General features: G+C 69.8%; 19 protein-coding genes. 9 read left to right on the forward strand and 10 right to left on the reverse strand.

Annotated features, from left to right (window positions below; all coding sequences use genetic code 11):
- Positions 1-40: 40 nt before the first annotated feature.
- From ACIHAX_RS23505 to ACIHAX_RS23535, 7 genes are all read right to left on the reverse strand, one after another.
- Complete coding sequence (locus ACIHAX_RS23505) at positions 41-1,342, reverse strand: hypothetical protein (RefSeq protein ID WP_397279546.1); 1,302 nt, start codon at positions 1,340-1,342, stop codon at positions 41-43.
- Between the two features lie 131 nt (positions 1,343-1,473).
- Positions 1,474-3,738, reverse strand: a complete 2,265-nt coding sequence (locus ACIHAX_RS23510) for an AAA family ATPase (RefSeq protein WP_355071677.1) — start codon at positions 3,736-3,738, stop codon at positions 1,474-1,476.
- 75 nt (positions 3,739-3,813) lie between these two features.
- Positions 3,814-4,254, reverse strand: coding sequence for a hypothetical protein (locus tag ACIHAX_RS23515; RefSeq protein ID WP_355071679.1), 441 nt, complete (start codon positions 4,252-4,254; stop codon positions 3,814-3,816).
- A 73-nt stretch (positions 4,255-4,327) separates the two neighbouring features.
- Positions 4,328-4,681: a UBP-type zinc finger domain-containing protein gene (locus ACIHAX_RS23520; protein ID WP_397279548.1), complete on the reverse strand. Its 354-nt coding sequence runs from the start codon at positions 4,679-4,681 to the stop codon at positions 4,328-4,330.
- Positions 4,678-6,168 (reverse strand): ATP-binding protein, encoded by a 1,491-nt coding sequence (locus ACIHAX_RS23525; protein ID WP_364424529.1) that lies wholly within the window; start codon positions 6,166-6,168, stop codon positions 4,678-4,680. Before ACIHAX_RS23525 ends, ACIHAX_RS23520 begins: the two co-directional genes overlap by 4 nt.
- Positions 6,169-6,182: 14 nt before the next feature.
- The gene (locus ACIHAX_RS23530; protein WP_364424527.1) at positions 6,183-7,850 is read right to left on the reverse strand and encodes an FAD-dependent oxidoreductase; all 1,668 of its coding nucleotides are present in this window, start codon (positions 7,848-7,850) and stop codon (positions 6,183-6,185) included.
- A gap of 53 nt (positions 7,851-7,903) precedes the next feature.
- Positions 7,904-8,104 carry a hypothetical protein gene (locus ACIHAX_RS23535; RefSeq protein WP_355156224.1) on the reverse strand — a complete coding sequence of 67 codons (201 nt, stop codon included), beginning with the start codon at positions 8,102-8,104 and terminating at the stop codon, positions 7,904-7,906.
- Positions 8,105-8,311: 207 nt separating this feature from the next.
- On the opposite strand from ACIHAX_RS23535, the gene ACIHAX_RS23540 reads away from it, so the two are divergent.
- Positions 8,312-8,767, forward strand: a complete 456-nt coding sequence (locus tag ACIHAX_RS23540) for an SRPBCC family protein (RefSeq protein WP_397279551.1) — start codon at positions 8,312-8,314, stop codon at positions 8,765-8,767.
- A 63-nt stretch (positions 8,768-8,830) separates the two neighbouring features.
- Here the strand turns inward: ACIHAX_RS23540 and ACIHAX_RS23545 are convergent, their stop codons facing one another.
- Positions 8,831-9,859, reverse strand: coding sequence for a beta-ketoacyl-ACP synthase III (locus ACIHAX_RS23545; RefSeq protein ID WP_355071688.1), 1,029 nt, complete (start codon positions 9,857-9,859; stop codon positions 8,831-8,833).
- Positions 9,860-10,078: 219 nt separating this feature from the next.
- Between ACIHAX_RS23545 and ACIHAX_RS23550 the strand changes: the two genes are divergently transcribed.
- The 7 genes from ACIHAX_RS23550 to ACIHAX_RS23580 all read left to right on the forward strand — a co-directional run bounded on the left by ACIHAX_RS23550 (position 10,079) and on the right by ACIHAX_RS23580 (position 15,386).
- Positions 10,079-10,351 (forward strand): GlsB/YeaQ/YmgE family stress response membrane protein, encoded by a 273-nt coding sequence (locus ACIHAX_RS23550; protein ID WP_356962735.1) that lies wholly within the window; start codon positions 10,079-10,081, stop codon positions 10,349-10,351.
- A 103-nt stretch (positions 10,352-10,454) separates the two neighbouring features.
- Positions 10,455-11,183 carry a phosphatidylserine decarboxylase gene (locus tag ACIHAX_RS23555; RefSeq protein ID WP_355071692.1) on the forward strand — a complete coding sequence of 243 codons (729 nt, stop codon included), beginning with the start codon at positions 10,455-10,457 and terminating at the stop codon, positions 11,181-11,183.
- Positions 11,183-12,127, forward strand: coding sequence for a phosphatidylcholine/phosphatidylserine synthase (locus ACIHAX_RS23560; protein WP_355071694.1), 945 nt, complete (start codon positions 11,183-11,185; stop codon positions 12,125-12,127). Before ACIHAX_RS23555 ends, ACIHAX_RS23560 begins: the two co-directional genes overlap by 1 nt.
- A 135-nt stretch (positions 12,128-12,262) precedes the next feature.
- Positions 12,263-13,192, forward strand: coding sequence for an RNA polymerase sigma-70 factor (locus ACIHAX_RS23565; protein WP_397279553.1), 930 nt, complete (start codon positions 12,263-12,265; stop codon positions 13,190-13,192).
- Positions 13,193-13,274: 82 nt separating this feature from the next.
- A complete protein-coding gene (locus ACIHAX_RS23570; protein ID WP_397279555.1) occupies positions 13,275-14,363 on the forward strand; it encodes an NAD(P)/FAD-dependent oxidoreductase in 1,089 nt (362 codons plus the stop codon).
- Positions 14,364-14,418: 55 nt separating this feature from the next.
- The gene (locus tag ACIHAX_RS23575) at positions 14,419-15,144 is read left to right on the forward strand and encodes a Clp protease N-terminal domain-containing protein (protein ID WP_364424514.1); all 726 of its coding nucleotides are present in this window, start codon (positions 14,419-14,421) and stop codon (positions 15,142-15,144) included.
- Positions 15,145-15,149: 5 nt separating this feature from the next.
- The gene (locus ACIHAX_RS23580) at positions 15,150-15,386 is read left to right on the forward strand and encodes a hypothetical protein (protein ID WP_364424512.1); all 237 of its coding nucleotides are present in this window, start codon (positions 15,150-15,152) and stop codon (positions 15,384-15,386) included.
- Here the strand turns inward: ACIHAX_RS23580 and ACIHAX_RS23585 are convergent, their stop codons facing one another.
- Entirely contained in the window at positions 15,387-16,061 is a 675-nt protein-coding gene (locus ACIHAX_RS23585) for a suppressor of fused domain protein (RefSeq protein ID WP_379249010.1), read from the reverse strand.
- 59 nt (positions 16,062-16,120) lie between these two features.
- Positions 16,121-18,178, reverse strand: coding sequence for an NAD(+) synthase (locus tag ACIHAX_RS23590; RefSeq protein WP_397279557.1), 2,058 nt, complete (start codon positions 18,176-18,178; stop codon positions 16,121-16,123).
- Between the two features lie 189 nt (positions 18,179-18,367).
- Between ACIHAX_RS23590 and ACIHAX_RS23595 the strand changes: the two genes are divergently transcribed.
- Positions 18,368-18,661, forward strand: a complete 294-nt coding sequence (locus ACIHAX_RS23595) for a hypothetical protein (RefSeq protein WP_355071706.1) — start codon at positions 18,368-18,370, stop codon at positions 18,659-18,661.
- Positions 18,662-18,736: the final 75 nt, after the last annotated feature.

The following is an 18,736-nucleotide window of genomic DNA, read 5'->3' on the forward strand; positions in this document are numbered from 1 at the left end:
AAGGGCTGAGTATGGTGTCCGTCATCCGCCCGAACCGAAGCTATATGTCCGCTAATGATTCGCTCTCTGGTTGCCCATTTGTTTGCGGCCTGCTGCGTGGCCGTAATTTACGCAGCATGACGAGCCCGACGGCGCTGCCGATGACGATGGCGAGCGCGGTGCCGCCCGGGGTCGCGTCGTGCGCCGCCACGTCCTCGCGCCAGTCCTTGACGCGGTCAGGCATCACCGAGACCGCCGACGGCAGATACAGCGCGCTGAGCGCGAGTACGCCGCTGGGCGCGTAGTGCGGCCGCGCGGTGCCGCAGCAGTATCCCGCCGTCAACGCGATGACCCCGCTGATCACGGCGAACGCGACGGTGCTCGCGGACGTCGAGGTGACGAGGGCGAAGACCGTGATGCCCAGCAGCAGCAGGATGGCGAGGGCGGTCGATGGCATCCGGGCGCCGATGACGAGTCCGGCCGCGGTCAGCGCGATGAGCACCGGCGCGGTCCAGCCGGGCCGCACCGCGTAGCCGACCGCGTCGACCGCCGCGGTCAGGCTCACGGCCAGGTACACGCCGGTGCCGTCGCGGCCGGGCAGCAGCATGGCGGCCGCGGTCGCGCTGACGATCGTCGCCGCGACGACGATGACGATCTCGACCACGTGACTCTCCCCCGGCAGTTTGCTGTACTGCCTGCCCAGCCATTCGGTGCCGGCCAGGACCACCAGCGCGAGCACCATGGCGGCGAGGATCGGCGTCACCGGCAGCGCGATCGCCATGTGCGGCTCCTTCGCGTCCTCGGTTCGCTTCCAGTTGTGCAAGGTGCTGATCATCAGCAGGATCAAGCTCACGCCGATCATCCAGCGCGTCGGGGTCTCCAGGACCGCGTACGGATCCGCGTTGATGTTCAGCAGGCCGGCGAGATCGCCGAAGCCGAAGAAGCCGACGCCGCCCACCGCGAACGCCGCGGCGGGCAAGGGTCTGCGCAGCACCACCGCGCCGAGCCCGCCGAGCAGCACGGCGGCGCAGATCGAGTCGATGTAGTTCTGCGTGGTCAGTATCTCGGCCGTGGCCACGTGGCGTCCGGTGAAGTGGTTGATCAGCTGCGCCAGCGCGGCGGCAGTGGCCGTCGCCCACCCGGTCAGCGGTCGCGAGGTGGTGGCGACCAGCACGGCGACCGCCACGGCGACGATCACGCCCAGTGCCGCGCTGCGCGGCACGCTGTTGAGCAGCCCGGCGATCCGGTACGACGTGGCTTGCCCCTGTGTGTTGACGGTGACCGGCAGGAACAGCGTCACGCCCGCGACCGCGGCTCCGGTGAAGGCCGTGGTCGCGTCGACAATGTCGCCGACCCTGCGCACGGTTGTCGAACATACCCGTGGTGGCGACGTGATCTTGTGATTGCCGACGATTCGCCCGAAAATGTCTCCGGTGCGAAAAAGGCAACAAGAGCCGGTTTGCCGGAGATTGTCCGAAGCGGGTCGCCCGCGACCTACCCGCGGCTGTCGGCGTAGCGGCGCAGTGTGTCGATCTGCGACGGATCCAGCGAGGGCCGCACCACCGTCTTGGCGGCCAGCACATCGGCGGCGGTGACGTCGGCCGCGTGTACGTCCCGGCGCATCGCCGCGAGCGCGGACTCGCGCAGCAGCGCGGCGCAGTCGGCGGCGGAGTAGCCGTCCAGTTCCTCCGCGAGCGCGTCGAGGTCGACATCGTCGGCCAGCGGCACCGCGCGGCCCGCGGTGCGCAGGATCTCCCGGCGGGCGGCGGCATCCGGCGGCGGCACGAACACCAGCCGTTCGAGCCTGCCCGGGCGCAGCAGCGCCGGATCGATCAGCTCCGGCCGGTTGGTCGCGCCCAGCACCACCACGTCGCGCAGCGGCTCCACGCCGTCGAGTTCGGTGAGCAGTGCCGCGACCACCCGATCGCCCACGCCCGCGTCGGCGCTCTGGCCGCGGCGCGGGGCCAGCGCGTCCACCTCATCGAGGAAGATCAGCGAGGGTGCGGAATCCCGCGCCCGCTGGAACAATTCGCGCACCGCGCGCTCCGACGAGCCGACCCACCGGTCCAGCAGTTCGGCGCCCTTGACCGCGTGCACGCTGAGCTGACCGGTACCGGCCAGCGCGCGCACCAGGAAGGTCTTGCCGCAGCCGGGCGGGCCGTAGAGCAGCACCCCGCGCGGCGGCTCGATGCCGAGGCGGGCGAAGGAGTCCGGGTGCTTCAGCGGCCACAGCACCGCCTCGGTGAGCGCCTGCTTGGTTTCCGCCATATCGCCGACGTCATCGAGGCTCAGGCTGCCGATGGCGAGTTCCTCCATGCCCGAGCGTGACAGCGGCCGGATGACCTCGAGCGCGCCGAGCAGGTCGGATTGGGTGAGTTGCGGCTCGCCGTGCTCTCTGGCCCGCGACGCCGCGCGCAACGCCGCCTCCCGGCACAGCGCCGCCAGATCGGACACCACGAATCCGGGTGTGCGCGAGGCGATCTCGTCGAGTTCCAGCTCCGCGGTCGGCACCCGGCGCAGCAGGTACTCCAGCAGCGCCTTGCGCACGCCCGCGGTGGGCAGCGGCAGCGCGAGTTCGCGATCGCACAGGTCGGGGGCGCGCAGGCGCTGGTCGACGCCTGCCGGGTGCGCGGTGGTCGCCAGGAACGCGACGCAGGGACCCGCGATCGCGGCGCGCAGCTGGTCGAGGATGAGTGTGGCGACGGGTTCGGGGTCGGCGGGCAGCAGCGCGTCGATGTCGGTGATCAGCAGGACGCCGCCCCTGCCGCAGCCGATATCGGCCACCGCCTCGGCGACCTCGCGCAGTCGCGCACCGCTCTCGGCCGCGCCGATGCTGGGGCCGTCCAGCTCCACCAGTCGCCGCGATCCCGCGACCGCACGTGCCAGCGTGGCTTTGCCGACGCCGGCCGGGCCGGTGATCAGCACGCCGAGATGAGGTCGTGCGCCCAGCGTGCGCAACAGCTCGGGCTCGTCCAACGCCAGGCTGAGCCACTCCTCGAGCTTCGCGGCCTGGCTGCGCCCGCCCGCCAGGACTTCGACCGAGACGCTCTGCATGTCGACGGCCGCCGTGGCCCGGACCATCGCGGCGCCGTTGTTACCCGCGGCGGTGTCGAACGCGGCGGCTTCGGTGGCGGCCCGCGAGGCCTCGCCCACCGGGATCGGGGTTCCGGCCCAGGCCAGATCGGCGGCGTCCCGCGCGGCGACCGCGCCCGCGCCCCAGCTCACCGCGGTATTCGGTTGCACGCTCACCGGCCCGCGCGGATCGGTGCCGGTGACGGTGAGCAATTCCGTGGTCCAGGCGATGCCGAAGGTGCGCGACAGTGCCTGGGTGGCCGCCGTGGAGCTGATGTCGGGGCCGAGATCGCGCGGCAGCAGGGAGACGGCGTCACCGACGGTGACGACCTTCCCCAGCAGCGCCTGCCGCAGTGTCGCGGCCGGGATCGTGCGGGTGGCGTGCACCGAACCGCTCACCGTGATCTGTCTCGCGCCGTAGACGGTCGCGGGGGAGACCACCACCGTCGCATCCTCGCGCAGCCCGGCGTTGGACAGCGTGACGTCATCGAGCAGGGCTACCCCGGCGGGCGTGCCCTGGCGCGCGACGCCGACCACCGCGGCCGTGCGCCGGGAGCCGACCAGCATGATCCCGTCCCATTCCCGCAACCCCAGCGCGGTCAGCGCCTCCGGATGCAGCCGGACCACCCCGCGCCGGGCATCGGCGGCCGAAGGGTTCAGACGGGCGGTGAGTGCCAGTTCTGCCACTGTGCCATTCTGCCGCGCGGCCCCGCGTTCGGTCACGGTCCGCCGTCCGGGAATGGTGGACGACGACGCTTTCGGCTATTTCTTGACGAGTCCCGCGGCGGTCGCGACCGACTTGTCGGCGACGCTCGGCGCCAGGCACACCAGTTTGGCCGTGCCGAGCGCGACGTTCGGGCTGCCGTCGAACGGGCCGCCCGGGTTCTCCGCCAGGATCTGCTCGATCAGGACCTTCTCTTCGTCGGTGTCGAGCTTGCGGAACTCACCGCAGGTGGTGCTCGACGCCGGACCGAGCGCCGGGTCGCGCTGCTTCGTCGTGGCGGGGGCGTCCGTATCCGCCGGGCCGCTCGGCGTCGCGGTGCCGGGAGCGGTCGTCGTGCGGGCGGCCGAGGCGGCCGCGGTCGCGGTCACGGAGCCCTGGCGCAATCCGTTCGCGTCGGTGGACTCGTCCCCTCCGCCGCAGCCTGCCAGCAGGAAACCCACCGTCCCGGCGATCAGGACGATGGCGGAAGTTCGTTTCATACCGATGCTTTCCCGGGTGGATCGTGGCGCCGGAGGCCCCGGCGTCGGCAGCAGCGTACCGGTTCCGGCGGCATCAGTGGATGTGTGCCTGCCAATCCGCGGGAACCCGCTCGCGCGGGCCGGGGACGCCCTGATCGGCGGGATGACTGTGCGGTGGCGCCAATTCCGGTCCGCCGCTGCACATCTCTTCGGTTTCGAAGTTGTAGTACCAGTCCTCACCCGGCTCGAAGCTCTGGATGAACGGGTGACCGGTGCTCTTCGCGTGCGCGGTGGCGTGCTGCGCGGGGGAGGTGTCACAGCAGCCGATATGCCCGCACTGGGCGCACCGGCGCAGATGCACCCACCAGCCGGAGTGCTGCTCGCACTCCGCGCAACCCGGCCCACTGGGCGGTACCGCGGGATCGATGCCCGCGAGCTGCTCGGTCATGACTGCCCTTCCGTGTCGATTCCGGCTCGATCCTGTTCTGGGCGGTGCAGCGGCAGCCAGACGGTGAACCTGGTGTCGCCCGGCTCCGAGTCCACCCTGATGTCGCCGTTGTGTTTCTTGACCACGATGCGGAACGAGATGTCCAGCCCCAGTCCGGTGCCCTCGCCCATCGGCTTGGTGGTGAAGAACGGCTCGAAGATCCGGTTGCGGGCCTCCGGCGCGATGCCAGGCCCGGTGTCGCCGATCTCCACGACCGCGCAGTCGTTCTCTTTCCTGGTGCGAATGGTCAGCGTGCCCTCACCGTTCATCGCGTACACCGCGTTGTCGATGAGATTGGTCCACACCTGGTTGAGTTCGGCCGCGTAGCACGGCACTTCCGGCAGCGTCCGGTCGTACTCCTTGACCACGTGCACGCCGTCGCCGATCTTGCGGCTGAGCATCACCAAGGTGCTGTCCAGCAGCTCGTGGATGTCGACCACCTGGAACGGGGCGCGGTCCATCTGCGAGTACTGCTTCGCGGCGCCCACCAGCGCGGAGATGCGCGTCGTCGAGTCGGCGATCTCGTTCATCAGCAGCTCGGTCTCGATGGTGTAGTTCAGCCAGCGGATGGCCCCTTGGAACACCTGCTCCGGCGAGCCGTCCAGGGTGGCGGCCACCCGCTCCAGCCAGTCGGTGTCGAACCCGGCCTGCACGAAGTTCGGCGCGAGGTTCCAGCCGTCGGCGATCCCGTGGTCCTCCAGCCATTCGCCGAGCACGTCCTCGCGATCGGCGGCTTCCATCGGCGTCAGCTCCGGAGCCTTCGCGACCTGGGCGGCGGCCTCCTCCTGCAGGCGCACCAAGGAACCCAAGGACGACGGATCGAACTTGCCCTCCGCCATCATGGCGAGCTTGTGCCGCATGCCCGCGACCCGCTCGCGCAGGCCCGCGGTGGCGCGCACCGCGGCGGCGGCCGGGTTGTTGAGCTCGTGGGTGAGGCCGGCCGACAGCGAACCCAGCGCGAGCAGTCGTTCGCGCTCACCGATGCGCGCGTTGGTGTTGCGGTTGCCGAAGAACACCCCTTCGAGCAGGTGCACGGCCATCGGGAACCACTCGTGCATCATCCTGGCGAAGATCTCGGCGTCCAGCACGAAGAACCGCGCCGGCCGCGTCACCTGCATCGTCCCGCTGTAGGTCTGGTCGACCTTGTCGCCGATGTAGGACATCCAAGCGCCCGCGTAGGCGCCGTGATGCTCGGTGCGCACCAATTCGATCTCCGCGCCGCCGGACTGCTTGGTGAGGATCAGCTCGCCATCCATCAACACGTAGAAACAGGTGGCCGGTTCGCCTTCGCGGAAGACGACACCGGGTTCGATCGTCTCGATCCGGCCGTCGGCGCACAGCCATTCCAGCTGCTCGTCGTTCAGCTTCTCGAACAGGAACAGGGTGCGCAGCTCGGCGGGGTCGCACACCGACCTGCTGCTGCGGTCCGCGGTCTGGTTCGAAGTCATCTGCGGCCTCCTGGTTACGCGAGATAGCGGTGCACGAGCATGACGGCCATGGCGCCCTCGCCGACGGCGGAGGCGACGCGCTTGGCCGACTCGGCGTGCACGTCGCCCGCCACGAACACGCCGGGCACGCTGGTTTCGAGGTGATGCGGTGGCCGGGATAGCTCCCAGCCCGCGGGGCGCGCGCTCTCGACCATCAGGTCGGGCCCGGCGAGCACGTAACCTGCGTCGTCACGGATGACGACGCCGTCGAGCCAATCGGTCTGCGGCGCCGCGCCGATGAACAGGAACAGCCGCTCCGCGTCGGCCTTCTCCTCGGCGCCGGACTTGTTGTTGCGCAGCACGATCTGCTGGAGGTGATCGTCACCGTCGGCGGCGATCACCTCGGTGTTGGTGTGCACCTCGATGTTCGCGATCTGCGCGATCTGCTGGATGAGGTAGTGCGACATGGACTGTTCCAGCGAATCGGCCCGGACCACCAGGTGCACGGTGCGCGCGTTGCGGGACAGGAACACCGCGGCCTGACCGGCGGAGTTCGCCCCGCCGACGATGTAGACCTCGTGATCGGCGCACTCGGACGCTTCGGTCATCGCCGATCCGTAGTAGACGCCGCGCCCGGTGAAGTCGTCGACGCCCGGCGCCGGGTGGCGGCGGTAGTCGACGCCGGTCGCGATGATCACGGTGTGCGCGCACAGTCTGCCGCCGTCGGCGAACCGCACGGTGCGCGCGGACCCGTTCACCTCCAGCCCCACCACCTCGCGCGTGGTGATCACTTCGGCGCCGAATTTCGCCGCCTGTCGCCGGGCCCGGTCGGCCAGTTGCGCCCCGGACAAGCCGTCGGGGAAGCCGAGGTAGTTCTCGATGCGCGAACTCTGCCCCGCTTGGCCGCCGGTGGCGGTCCGCTCGACGAGGACGGTGCGCAGACCCTCGGACGCGCCGTAGACCGCCGCACCGAGACCGGCGGGACCGCCGCCCACCACGATCAGGTCGTAGAACTCGCCCGCCGGGTCGACGGTCAGGCCGACGTTCTGGGCCAGTTCGCTGTCGGTGGGCTGCACGAGCGCGTCGCCCGCGGAAGTGATCACCACCGGACAGCGCTCCGGGTCGGCGCCCGCCGCTTCCAGCAGGCGCGCGCCCTCGGGCTCGTCGGCCAGGTACCACCGGTAGGGGAGCTGGTTGCGGGCGAGGAATTCCCGCACCTGCGACGACCGCGGCGACCAGCGATTGCCGACCACCTTGGTCTCGGTGACGGGCCGATGCTCGCTGCTGCGCCAAGCGTCGATCAGCCCGTCGAGCACGGGATAGAGCTTCTCCTCCGGCGGGTCCCACGGTTTGAGCAGATAGTGGTCGAGGTCGATGACGTTGATCGCGTCGATCGCGGCATTGGTGTCGGCGTAGGCGGTCAGCAGCACGCGGCGCGCGTAGGGGTGCAGGTCCATCGCCTGCTCGAGGAATTCGATGCCGTCCATGCCCGGCATCCGATAGTCGGCGATCAACACGGCGACCGGCTGCCCGCGCAGCTTCATCTCACGCAGCGCGTCCAGGGCCTGCGGACCCGATTCCGCGCGCAGAATCCGGTAATCGGCGCCGTAGCGGCGGCGCAGGTCGCGGACGACCGCCCGGGAGACGCCCGGGTCGTCGTCGACGCTCAGGATGGCCGGTTTCGTGGCAGCGGGTGAAGTCACCTGTCGAGTATGGAGCCTCGCGGCGCGGTCTGTCGTGGGCGTTCGCCGAGGGCTCAGAGGCGATGGTGCAAGACGAGATCGAGCTCACGCGGGGTGAGCAGACGCTCCAGACGTTCTTCCTGCACGGCCCCGCGAACACTACGTGGCGGAAAGACCGACGCGCCGTGCGCTTTTCGCCCGTCCTCCGGCTCGATGGCGGGAAGCAGCGGAACCGGGTCCGCCGGACGACGATGGAGCAGGGAGCGCAGTTTCACGGCCGATCACCTCACGTTGGACGCCGAAATGTTGGAGGCGGTGTCTGTGCTTCATGTATCCGTTATTGTGCGCCGATCATTACACCGGCCGGTGCGCGAGTAGCGAAAATGTGACGCAACTGTCGGCGCGTTTAAAATGTGCGCGACTCGTCACATCGCGTTCGGACGGATGGTCGTCGGTCCGTCGCTCGTATCCCGGAGGCAGCGTTGCCGAAAAATCTCGAAGCCAGCATCGACATCTCCGCGCCCCCGGAGCAGGTGTGGGCGGTGATCTCCGATCTGAAGCGGATGCGGGAGTTCAGTCCGCAGTGCGTGCGGATGGTGGCGCTCGGCTCGCTCAAGGCGGGCACCTGGACGCTCAATCTCAATCGCGACGGCAAGAAGTTCTGGCCGACCACCTCACGCATCGTGCGGTTCGAGCCGAACAAGGCGTTCGCGTTCCGGGTCACCGAGAACCGGACGGTGTGGAGCTACACCTTGGAGCCGACCGAGTCCGGCACGCGGCTGATCGAGCGGCGGGATGTGCCCAACGGCACCACTTGGTTCTCCCGTAAGGCGATCGAGGCCGCGCTGGGCGGCGAGATCCCGTTCGAGGAGGCGTTGGTGCGCGGCATGAACGAGACGCTGGGCAAGGTCAAGGCGGCGGTCGAAGCCGGCGCCTGAGCGCGGTGCTCGCCGCGGCCGGTGCACGAGATGTCGTGACCCGGCCGCGGCGAGTGGGAGCGGTTACTTCCAGTTCGGCAGGTTCACGACCTGAGCGGCGTAGGACAGGCCCGCGCCGAACGCGATGAGCAGCGCCGTATCGCCCGGCTTCGACTCACCCTTGCGCAGCAACGCCTCCATGGCCAGCGGGATCGAGGCGGCCGAGGTGTTGCCCGCCTCCTCGATGTCGTTGGCGAGCGCGCAGTGCTCGGGCAGCTTCAGCACCCTGGCCATGATCTCGATGATCCGGCCGTTGGCCTGGTGCGGGATCATCGCGTCCAGGTCCTCGGGAGACAGGCCCGCGCGGTCGATGGCGTCGCGGCACACCTTCTCCAGCGAGTGCGCGGCCCACCGGAACACCGCGGTGCCCTCCATGGCCAGATAGGGCCGCACCGCGTCCAGGCCCTTCTCGTCGATCTCGTGGAAGAACTCCATCCAGTCCTTGTCCTGCCGGATGGCGTGGTGCTGGGTGCCGTCCGAGCCCCATACGGTGGGGCCGATGCCCGGCTCGTCGGAGGGGCCGACGATCACCGCGCCCGCGCCGTCGGCGAAGAGGAAGGCGGTGGAACGGTCCTTCGGGTTGACCGTGTTCGTCAGCTTCTCCACGCCGATCACGAGGACGTGCGAAGCGGTGCCCGCCCGGACCAGATCCGACGCCAGCGCGATCGAGTGGCAAAAGCCCGCGCACCCGGCCGAGACGTCGAAGGCGGCGGAGCCGTTCATGCCGAGTTCGGTGGCGATGCGCGGGGCGGCGGCCGGCGTCAGCAACAGGTGGGTGGATGTAGCAACGATCACGCAATCGACTTGGTCGACCGCGATACCGGAGGATTCCAGCGCGCCGCGCGCGGCCGCGACGCTCATGCTCTGGATCGTCTCCGACTCGTCGGCGAACCGGCGGGTTCTGATTCCCGACCTGGTCCTGATCCACTCGTCGCTGGAGTTGATCGGGCCGGCCACCTCGTCGTTGGTGACCACTCGAGCAGGGCGGTAAACGCCGAGCCCGAGGATCGCCGTGTGCTCAGCGCCGGTGGTCTGGGCGATTCGAGCAGCCATCTGCGTCTCCTATGTACCTGCGGCGACGCCGCCGGGGGTGCCCCGAAGCATCGAAATCGGTCCCTCATCAGCCACTGTCCATTGGCGAACAGACATGAGGCTTCCTCATATTAGCTTGAAAGTCGCTCATCTGCCGCGCGTATTCCGACAATCGGTGGGTATCACGTCGAAGCACGCCACTGCTGCACGAGGCGTGGCCCAACTGAATGCGAGGACACCATGCTCGGTCTCGGGATTATCGGATGGATCATCATCGGCGGTCTTGCCGGATGGATCGCGAGCAAGTTCATGAAGACGGACGCCCAACAGGGCATCTTGCTCAATATTGTCGTCGGGGTGGTCGGCGGTCTGCTCGGTGGGTTCCTGCTGAAGCTGCTCGGAGTCGACGTCGAGGGTGGCGGCCTTTGGTTCAGCTTCTTCACCTGTCTGGGCGGTGCCGTCATCCTGTTGTTCCTGGTTCGACTGGTCACCGGTGCCCGAGTCAGGTCCTGACCCCGCGTGCCACAGGCTCCTTTCCCGTAAGGTGTGAACGCTTGCGCCGGTCCTATCGTCGATACGGCGCAAACCGTCTGCATCGAGCACGAAAGAGGAGCCTGTGGCCCGCCGTCCCACCCCGCCCGGCACGCCTGAACGCACCGGAGTCGGCCACGTCGTCGATCTGGTCCGCAACGCGATCCCTCCGTTGCATCCCGCCGGGCTTCCGTTCGTCGCCGCACCCTTGGCGGTCGCCGTGGTCGGCGGCAAGCGCAAATGGGTGCGGCGCACCGGACTCTTCGCCGCCGCGGCCTGTGCGACCTTCTTCCGTCACCCGCGTCGCGTGCCGCCGAACCGCCCGGGCGTCGTGGTCGCCCCGGCGGATGGCGAGATCGCCTTGGTCGACACGGCCGCTCCCCCCGCCGAGCTGGGTCTCGGCGACGCGCCGCTGCCGCGCGTGAGCATCTTCCTGTCCGTGCTGGACGTCCACGTGCAGCGCACACCGGTTTCCGGCGTCGTGCGCACCGTGCTGCACCAGCCCGGCCAGTTCCGCTCCGCCGACCTGCCCGAGGCGAGCTCGGTGAACGAGCGCAACAGCATGGTGCTCCAGACGCCGGAGGGCGACCAGGTCGTCGTGGTGCAGATCGCCGGGCTGCTCGCGCGCCGGATCGTCTGCGACGCCCAGGTCGGCGACGTGCTGACCATCGCCGACACCTACGGCCTGATCCGCTTCGGCTCGCGGGTCGACACCTACTTCCCGGCGGGCACCGAACTGCTCGTGCAGCCCGGCCAGCGCACCATCGGCGGCGAGACAGTGCTCGCCGTGCTCGGCACATCCGCTGACGCGTGATGGAAGCGGCGGTATCCACCCAGCGGCGCAGGCGGCGGTCCGTCCGCCTGCTGCCGAGCATCGTCACCATCCTGGCGCTGTGCGCCGGGCTGTCGGCGGTGAAGTTCGGCCTCGACGGCAAACTCGGTATCGCGCTGGCCATGATCGGCGCGGCGGCCGTGCTGGACACCCTCGACGGCAGGCTGGCCAGAATGCTCGACGCAACCACGAAGATGGGCGCCGAGCTCGACTCGTTGTCGGATGCCATCTCCTTCGGCGTCGCCCCCGCGTTGGTGCTGTACGTGACCCTGCTCAGCAGCAACAGCGTCGGCTGGATCGTCGCGCTGCTGTTCGCCGTCAGCATCGTGCTGCGCCTGGCCCGGTTCAACACCCTGATGGACGACGACACCCGGCCGGATTGGTCGCGGGAGTACTTCGTCGGTGTGCCCGCTCCGGCGGGCGCGCTCATCGCGATGGTGCCGGTGGCCCTGTTCGTGCAGTTCGGCGACGGCTGGTGGGTCGGCTTCTACGAGGTCGCGGCGTGGACGGTGTTCTCGGCCGCGCTGTGCGTCAGCACCATCCCGACGCTGGCCATGAAATCGGTGTCGGTGGCGCCGCAGGCCGCGGCCGGGCTGCTGGTGCTGGTCGCGCTCGCCGCCGCGGCGCTGGTCACGTATCCGATCGTGCTGCTGCTGGTGCTGGTCGCGTTGTATCTGGGCCACATCCCGTTCGCCTGGCATTCCCAGCGCTGGGTGGCCGCGCGTCCGGAGACCTGGACGCACAAACCCGCCGAGCGGCGTGCGCAACGACGGGCGGACCGGCGGCTGCCAGGCATCCGTCGTCCGGCGATTCCGCGTCCGACCATCCCGCGTCCGGCGATCCGCGGCTCGGCCCGGCTGCGGCTGCGCCGACCTGGGGCGAAGCAACGCCAGAACGGTGATGGGCCGCCGCGCGCGGAGCTCTAGCGGCGGCTTCCGGAGCGGCCGCTTCCACTTCGCCGTGCCAATGCGCCGTGTCGCCGGATCGGCGCATCGGCACCTCCGCGCGCTGCGCTGGGAGCGGTACGGTCATGTCCGTCGGGCGGGTGGAGGAAGGTGCGTATGGAGCCGGACGGTTTGCGGGAATTCGAGGGGCATCGACCGCGCTTGTTCGCGCTCGCCTATCGGATGCTCGGCTCGGCAGGTGAGGCCGAGGACGCGGTGCAGGAGACCTATCTGCGCTGGGACGGCGCCGACCGCGGCGGTATCCGCTCCGCCGAGGCCTGGCTGACCACGGCGCTGGTGAATCTGTGCCGCACCTGGCTCGTTTCGGCGCGGGCCCGGCGGGAGAGCTACGTCGGGCCGTGGCTGCCCGAACCGGTGCCGACCGCGCGAGGCGAGCTCGGACCGCTGGAGACCGTCGAGGAGCGCGAACAGGTCTCGCTCGCGCTGCTGACCGCGCTGGAGCGGCTGACCCCGCTCGAACGCGCGGTCTTTGTCTTGCGCGAGGCGTTCGGATACGCGCACCGCGAGATCGCCGACATGCTCGATATCACCGAGACGAACTCGCAGCAGATCTTCCGCAGGGCGGGCCTGCGGGTACGAGAGGACCGCCCCCGCTTCGGTATCACGCCCGACCATGCCCGCGAGTTGGTCGAGCGGTTCCTGAAGGCGGCGCGCGACGGCGACGTCGCGTCGCTGGAGCAGATGCTCGCCGCCGACGTGAGCGCGACGGCCGACGGCGGCGGCAAGGTGAACGCGGCGCGCCGTCCCGTGCGAGGTGCGGCGCAGGTGGCGCGGTACCTCGTCGGGCTCATGCGCTGGGAGGTGCCCGGCATGCGGCTGGTCGTGGAGGAGGTCAACGGCGCGCCCGCCGCGGTCGCACGGGTGAACGGTGCGCCACTGCTCGTGGTCGCGGTGGACGAGGCCGACGGCGCGGTCACCGCGCTGCGGTTGATCGTGAATCCGGACAAGCTCGCCTATTTCGCCGGGGCGAGCGGGTCGGCGGGCGCGGTGGACACAATGCCGGACCGGCTTCGCCGTCCGCTGTGACGCGCTTCACGGCACCGGTCTGTCAGGGATCGGGGCCCTGTCCGGTCTGAGTGTTGATGGCCGATCGAAAGGAGCCTCAGCAATGACCGGACAGCATCGGATCGTCGTTCTCGGCGCGGGGTACGCGGGATTGGCGGCGGCCCGCAGGCTCGCTCGCACGGCGCGGGACGCTCGGATCACCGTGGTGGACGCGCACGCGTTCTTCGTCGAGCGGGTACGGCTGCATCAGCAGGCGGCCGGGCAGCGGATCGCGGCATGGGATCTGCGGGAATCGCTGGAAAGCAAGGGCATCGCCTTCGTGCAAGCCCTGGCGACGGAGATCGATACGGTCGCGCGTCGGGTGGTGCTCGACACTGCGCCCGCACTCGATTACGACACTTTGATCTACGCCCTCGGTAGCGTCGCCGATCTCGCGAGCGTCCCCGGCGTCGCCGAACACGCCTTTTCGGTCGCCACGCAGGAAGACGTGCGCGGTCTGGCCGTGGCGGGCGGACCGGTGGCGATCGTCGGCGCCGGAGCCACCGGCATCGAGCTGGCGGCGGAACTGGCCGAATCGCATCCGGAGTCCCGGGTGATGCTGCTCGGGTCGGAGGAGCCGGGCGCCTGGCTGTCGGCGCGGGCGCAGGCGCACATCACGCGGACGCTGGAGCGACTCGGAGTCGAGATCCGGTCCGGCGCCAAGGTGATCGAGGTGACAGCCGAGGGGCCGCGCTTGGCCGACGGCTCACTGGTTGCGGCCGCCGCGACGGTGTGGACCACCGGTTTCCGGGTGCCCGACCTCGCCGCCCGCTCCGGTCTGGCGGTGAATTCCGACGGTCGGGTGCTCACCGACGCGACCTTGCGTTCGGTGTCGCACCCGGACGTTTTCGCCGCAGGTGACGCCGCCGTGGTCGCGGGGCCGGGCGGACGCGAACTGCGCATGGCGTGTGCCACCGCGCTGCCGACCGGCAAGCACGCGGCGGACGCCGCCATCGCCCTGATGCGTGGTCGTGAGCCGAAGGAGCTGCGGTTCCGCTATGTGCTCCAGTGCCTCAGCCTGGGTCGCGGCGACGGGGTCGTCCAAGCGGTGCGCGCCGACGACGCACCGGCCAGGACGGTGCTGACCGGGCGCACGGCCGCGTGGGTGAAGGAACGCATCGTGCGCGGCGCGGCCTGGTCTGCGCGCCCGTGAGTCGCACCGTCAACTAACGGTTGACGATGGGTCATCGTCAACTTATGGTTGACGCATGACCGAACAATTCCGCCTCGACGACCTGATCGACGGCATCAAGAAAGCCCGTCCCGACAATGTGCTCGAACAGCTGTCCGATGCCGTCGTCGTGGCGAATCACCTGGGTGAAGTGGCCGACCACCTGATCGGCCACTTCGTGGACCAGGCCCGGCGCTCCGGCGCCTCGTGGACCGATATCGGCGCCAGCATGGGCGTCACCAAGCAGGCCGCGCAGAAGCGGTTCGTGCCCAAGGTGCCCGATCCGGCCGCCGCGGCGGCCATGGACCCGAACGCGGGCTTCGCCCGTTTCACCCCGCGAGCGCGGGCGGTCGTGATGGCGGCGCAGGAGGCCGCGCGTACCGCGGGCAATCGGGAGATCTCCCTCGGGCACATGGTGCTGGGGTTGCTCACCGAACCCCAAGGTCTCGCGGTGCACGAACTCGTCCACCAGGGCGTGTCCGTCGACGTGATCTCCGCCGCCGCTTCCGCGTCGTTGCCGCAGGCCGAGGGGGACGTCCCCGCGCTGATCCCGTTCGGCGCGGAGGCCAAGAAGGTCCTGGAACTCACCTTCCGTGAGGCGCTTCGGCTGGGGCACAACTACATCGGCACCGAGCACATGCTGCTGGCGCTGCTGGAACAGGAGAACGGCGCCGGTCTGCTCAGTGATCTCGGCGTCGACAAGGCGAGCGCCGAAGCGCATCTGGGCGAGCTGCTCGCGGTTATCAAGACCGAGAAGTCCTGATTCCGATGGGCGACGGGAAGTTCCGTGCGCGGACCGCGCTCGCCCTCGCGGTGCTCTTGCTGGTGATCGGCGTGGCCCGGCGATCGGTTGCCGCGCACGAGATTCGCAACGTCGTCAACGGATTGCGGTGCGCGCACGCCGCGCGGGCGCGCCATCGCAGGGCGCTGCGCACGCGGGGAGCCGGTATCCGCGGACCACGCCCGGCCGTTCCGATCGCACACCGCGCGACGCAGGCGGCGTGATCACCCTCGTCCGGCCAGGCCGCCGCCCCATCGGGGCCAGAGGGCTTGCGGTTTCGGCTCGGGAACCAACGGTTCGCGATGGATGTCGGTGACGAACAGGGGTAGTCGCGGTTCCAGCTCGGCGAGCAGTGCGAGGGCGCGCCCGCCTTGCGCCGCGCGGTATTCCCGCATGGTCAACCCGACGATCTGCAGGAACAACACGCGGCCGTGCGGGCTGTCGATGGCGCCCAGTTCCGGGTCCGTCGTGAAGCAGACCGCGTGATTGGTGCAGTCCGCGTGGCCGGCCGCGATCGGCCCGTTCGTCTTGATGGTGTGCCCCGGTTCGAACCACTTGCCGGACTGGAAGACGTAGTGGGCGAGGTTCTGCATGAAGTTCGTCGGCCACACGGGCGGCTCGGTGTCCTCGGGCCCGCGCGCCAAGCGGAAGGTGAACTCGAAGCCCCAGCCGGACTCCGCCGGGTTGTCCCACTCCTTCTCGTACAGCTCGGTCATCCCATAACTGACGTAGTGCCAGTGCGGCACCGGATCGGTGCGTGAGTAGGCGCTGATCCCGTCGAGAGGGTCGGACCCGCCCAGCGACCACGGGTGGTCGGAGGCCCAATGGAAGGGTTCGATGTCGCCGTACAGCGGCCGCAACGCACCGTCGATGGCATCCCAGCCGGATCTCTCACTCACGCAGCCACCATAGGCAGGGGTGCGTCGGGCCCTATCCGGGGCGTCGGACACCGCGCCGGTCAGGCATCCGGCACGTTGCGGGCGAGCTCGTCCAGCCAGGCGGCCGCGGACGCGTCGCTCGGCGCGCGCCAGTCGCCGCGCGGCGAGAGCGAGCCGCCGGAGCCGACCTTCGGCGCGTTCGGCAGCGTCGAGCGCTTGAACTGGCTGGTCTGCACGAAGCGGCGCAGGAACTCGCCCAGCCAGTGCTTGACGGTGGCGAGGTCGTAGGCGTTGCGCTGGTCGGCGGGGACCAGATCGGGCCAGCGGCCGGTCGCCGGATCGGACCAGGCGTGCCAGGCCAGGTAGGCGATACGGCTGGGCAGGTAGCCGAAGCGCAACAGGTAATAGAGGTGGAAGTCCTGCAATTCGTATGGACCGACGGTGGCCTCGGAACTCTGGGCCGGCGCGGAGGAGTCCTCGTGCGGAATCAGCTCCGGCGAGATCTCGGTGCGCAGGATCGATGAGAGCACCTCGTTCGCTTCGGCGCCGAACTGCTCGGTGTCCACCGCCCAGGCGATCAGGTACTTGATCAGCGTCTTGGGCACCGACGCGTTCACGCTGTAGTGCGCCATGTGGTCGCCGACGCCGTACGTGCACCAGCCCAGCGCGAGTTCGCTGAGGTCGCCGGTGCCGACCACCAGCGCGCCGTGCATATTGGCCAGCCGGAACAGGTGCGAGGTCCGCTCGCCCGCCTGCACGTTCTCGTAGGTGATGTCGTACACCGGCGCGCCGTCGGCGGCCGGATGGCCGAGGTCGCGCAGCATCTGCGTCGCCGATGGGGTGATGTCGATCTCGCGCGCCGTGACGCCGAGGGCGGCCATCAGGCGGTGCGCGTCGGTCCTGGTCCTGGTGCTGGTCGCGAAGCCGGGCATGGTGTAGGCGAGCACGTTCTCCCGGGGCAGGCCGAGCCGGTCCATCGTCTTGGCCGCCACGATCAGCGCCTGCGTGGAGTCCAAGCCGCCGGAGACCCCGATCACCACGCGCTGCGTGCCGGTGGCGCGCAATCGCGTGCTCAAGCCCTCAACCTGGATGTGGTGCACCTCGGCGCAGCGCTCGTTGCGCAAGGCGGGGTCGGCGGGGACGTAGGGGAAGCGCGCGAGCTCGCGCTCCAGCGCCACCGGGGCCTCGGGGACGGGCAGCCGCACGTCGATGTGCCGCAGCGAGGTCAGCCGGTCGCGGTGGTCGTGCACGTTGTCGGCGAAGCTGGTGGTGCGCAGCCGGTCCGCGGCGAGGCGGCGCAGGTCCAGGTCGGCGGTGACCAGCTGGGGATGATCGGAGAACCGCTCGCCCTCCGCGAGCAGGTCGCCGTTCTCGCAGATCAGTGCCTGGCCGTCCCAGGCGAGGTCGGTGGTCGACTCGCCGGTCCCCGCGGCGGAGTACAGGTATGCCGCGAGATAGCGCGCCGAATGCGAGGTGCACAGCGACCGCCGGTAGTCCGCCTTGCCGATCACGATGTTGCTCGCGGACAGGTTGATCAGCACGGTCGCCCCGGCCAGCGCGGCGAAGCCGCTGGGCGGCAACGGAACCCAGCCGTCCTCACAGATCTCCAGGTGGAAGACGAAGTCGTCCAGATTGCTCGCGCGGAACAACAGGTCGGATCCGAACGGCGCCCGGTGCCCGGCGACGGTGACGTGATCCTCCAGCGCCTCCCGCGCCGCCGCGAACTGACGCTTCTCGTAGAACTCCCGATAGTTCGGCAGGTAGCTCTTCGGCGCCACGCCGAGCACGATGCCCCGGCAGATCACGATCGCGCAGTTGAACAACCGGTGGTGCACCCGCAGCGGCGCGCCCACCACGAGCACCGTGTCGATGTCCGTACTCGCCGCGACCACCCTGGCGAGCGCCGCCTCCACCGCCGCGTCCAGCGCGTCCTGGTGGAACAGGTCGTCGGCGGTGTAGGAGGAGAGGCCCAGCTCGGGGAACACCGTGAGCACCGCCCCGGCCGCCGCGGCTTGCGTGGCCAGCTCGACGGTCTGTTCCACGTTGTAGGCGGGGTCGGCCACCCGGATCCGGGGTACCGCGACCGCCACCCGGGCGAAGCCGTGCCGGTAGAGCGAATCGAACGGCAGGTCGTCCACCCGCGTCCCCTTCCGGGCTGAGGTTGATCATGGTCCACCCGGAATCTACGCCGCCCCGGCCGCCTCGGCGCGGTGCCTGGTTCACCCTGTCCCCAGGAGGGGTGGTGTGACCTGCGCTTTCATCGTCGGCGCCGGGCGGCGCGAATCGTCCGGCCGAAGATGTGAACCACTGGCGGCTAAGCTATAGCAATGGCGGATGAAACGGATTCCGACCTAATAGCGGGGGAACGGCGCGCAGATCTGCTGCGCGCGCTTTCGTATGTGTCCACCGAGTCCCAACCGGACGGCAGCTACGTGGTGAACGGCGACCTGCCGCCCGACGTCGCCCCGCCGTTCATTCGCGCGATCATGCGGGTGGAGGCGGAGTTGCTGCTGCACGACGCCGAGCTCGTCACCGTCGAGGACGGCGAGCCCCGCACCCCGGAGGAACGCCGTACCGACGCGTTCGTCGCGCTGGTGCTCCGTGTCGACGACCGCCCCTAGCCCGCGCGGACCTTGCACTCGGCACCCCTGAGTGCTAAAAATGCTTTTGGCACTCTCGACCTGTGAGTGCCAGGT

This window comes from Nocardia sp. NPDC051929, assembly GCF_044548645.1.
In the GTDB taxonomy this organism is placed as follows: domain Bacteria; phylum Actinomycetota; class Actinomycetes; order Mycobacteriales; family Mycobacteriaceae; genus Nocardia; species Nocardia sichangensis.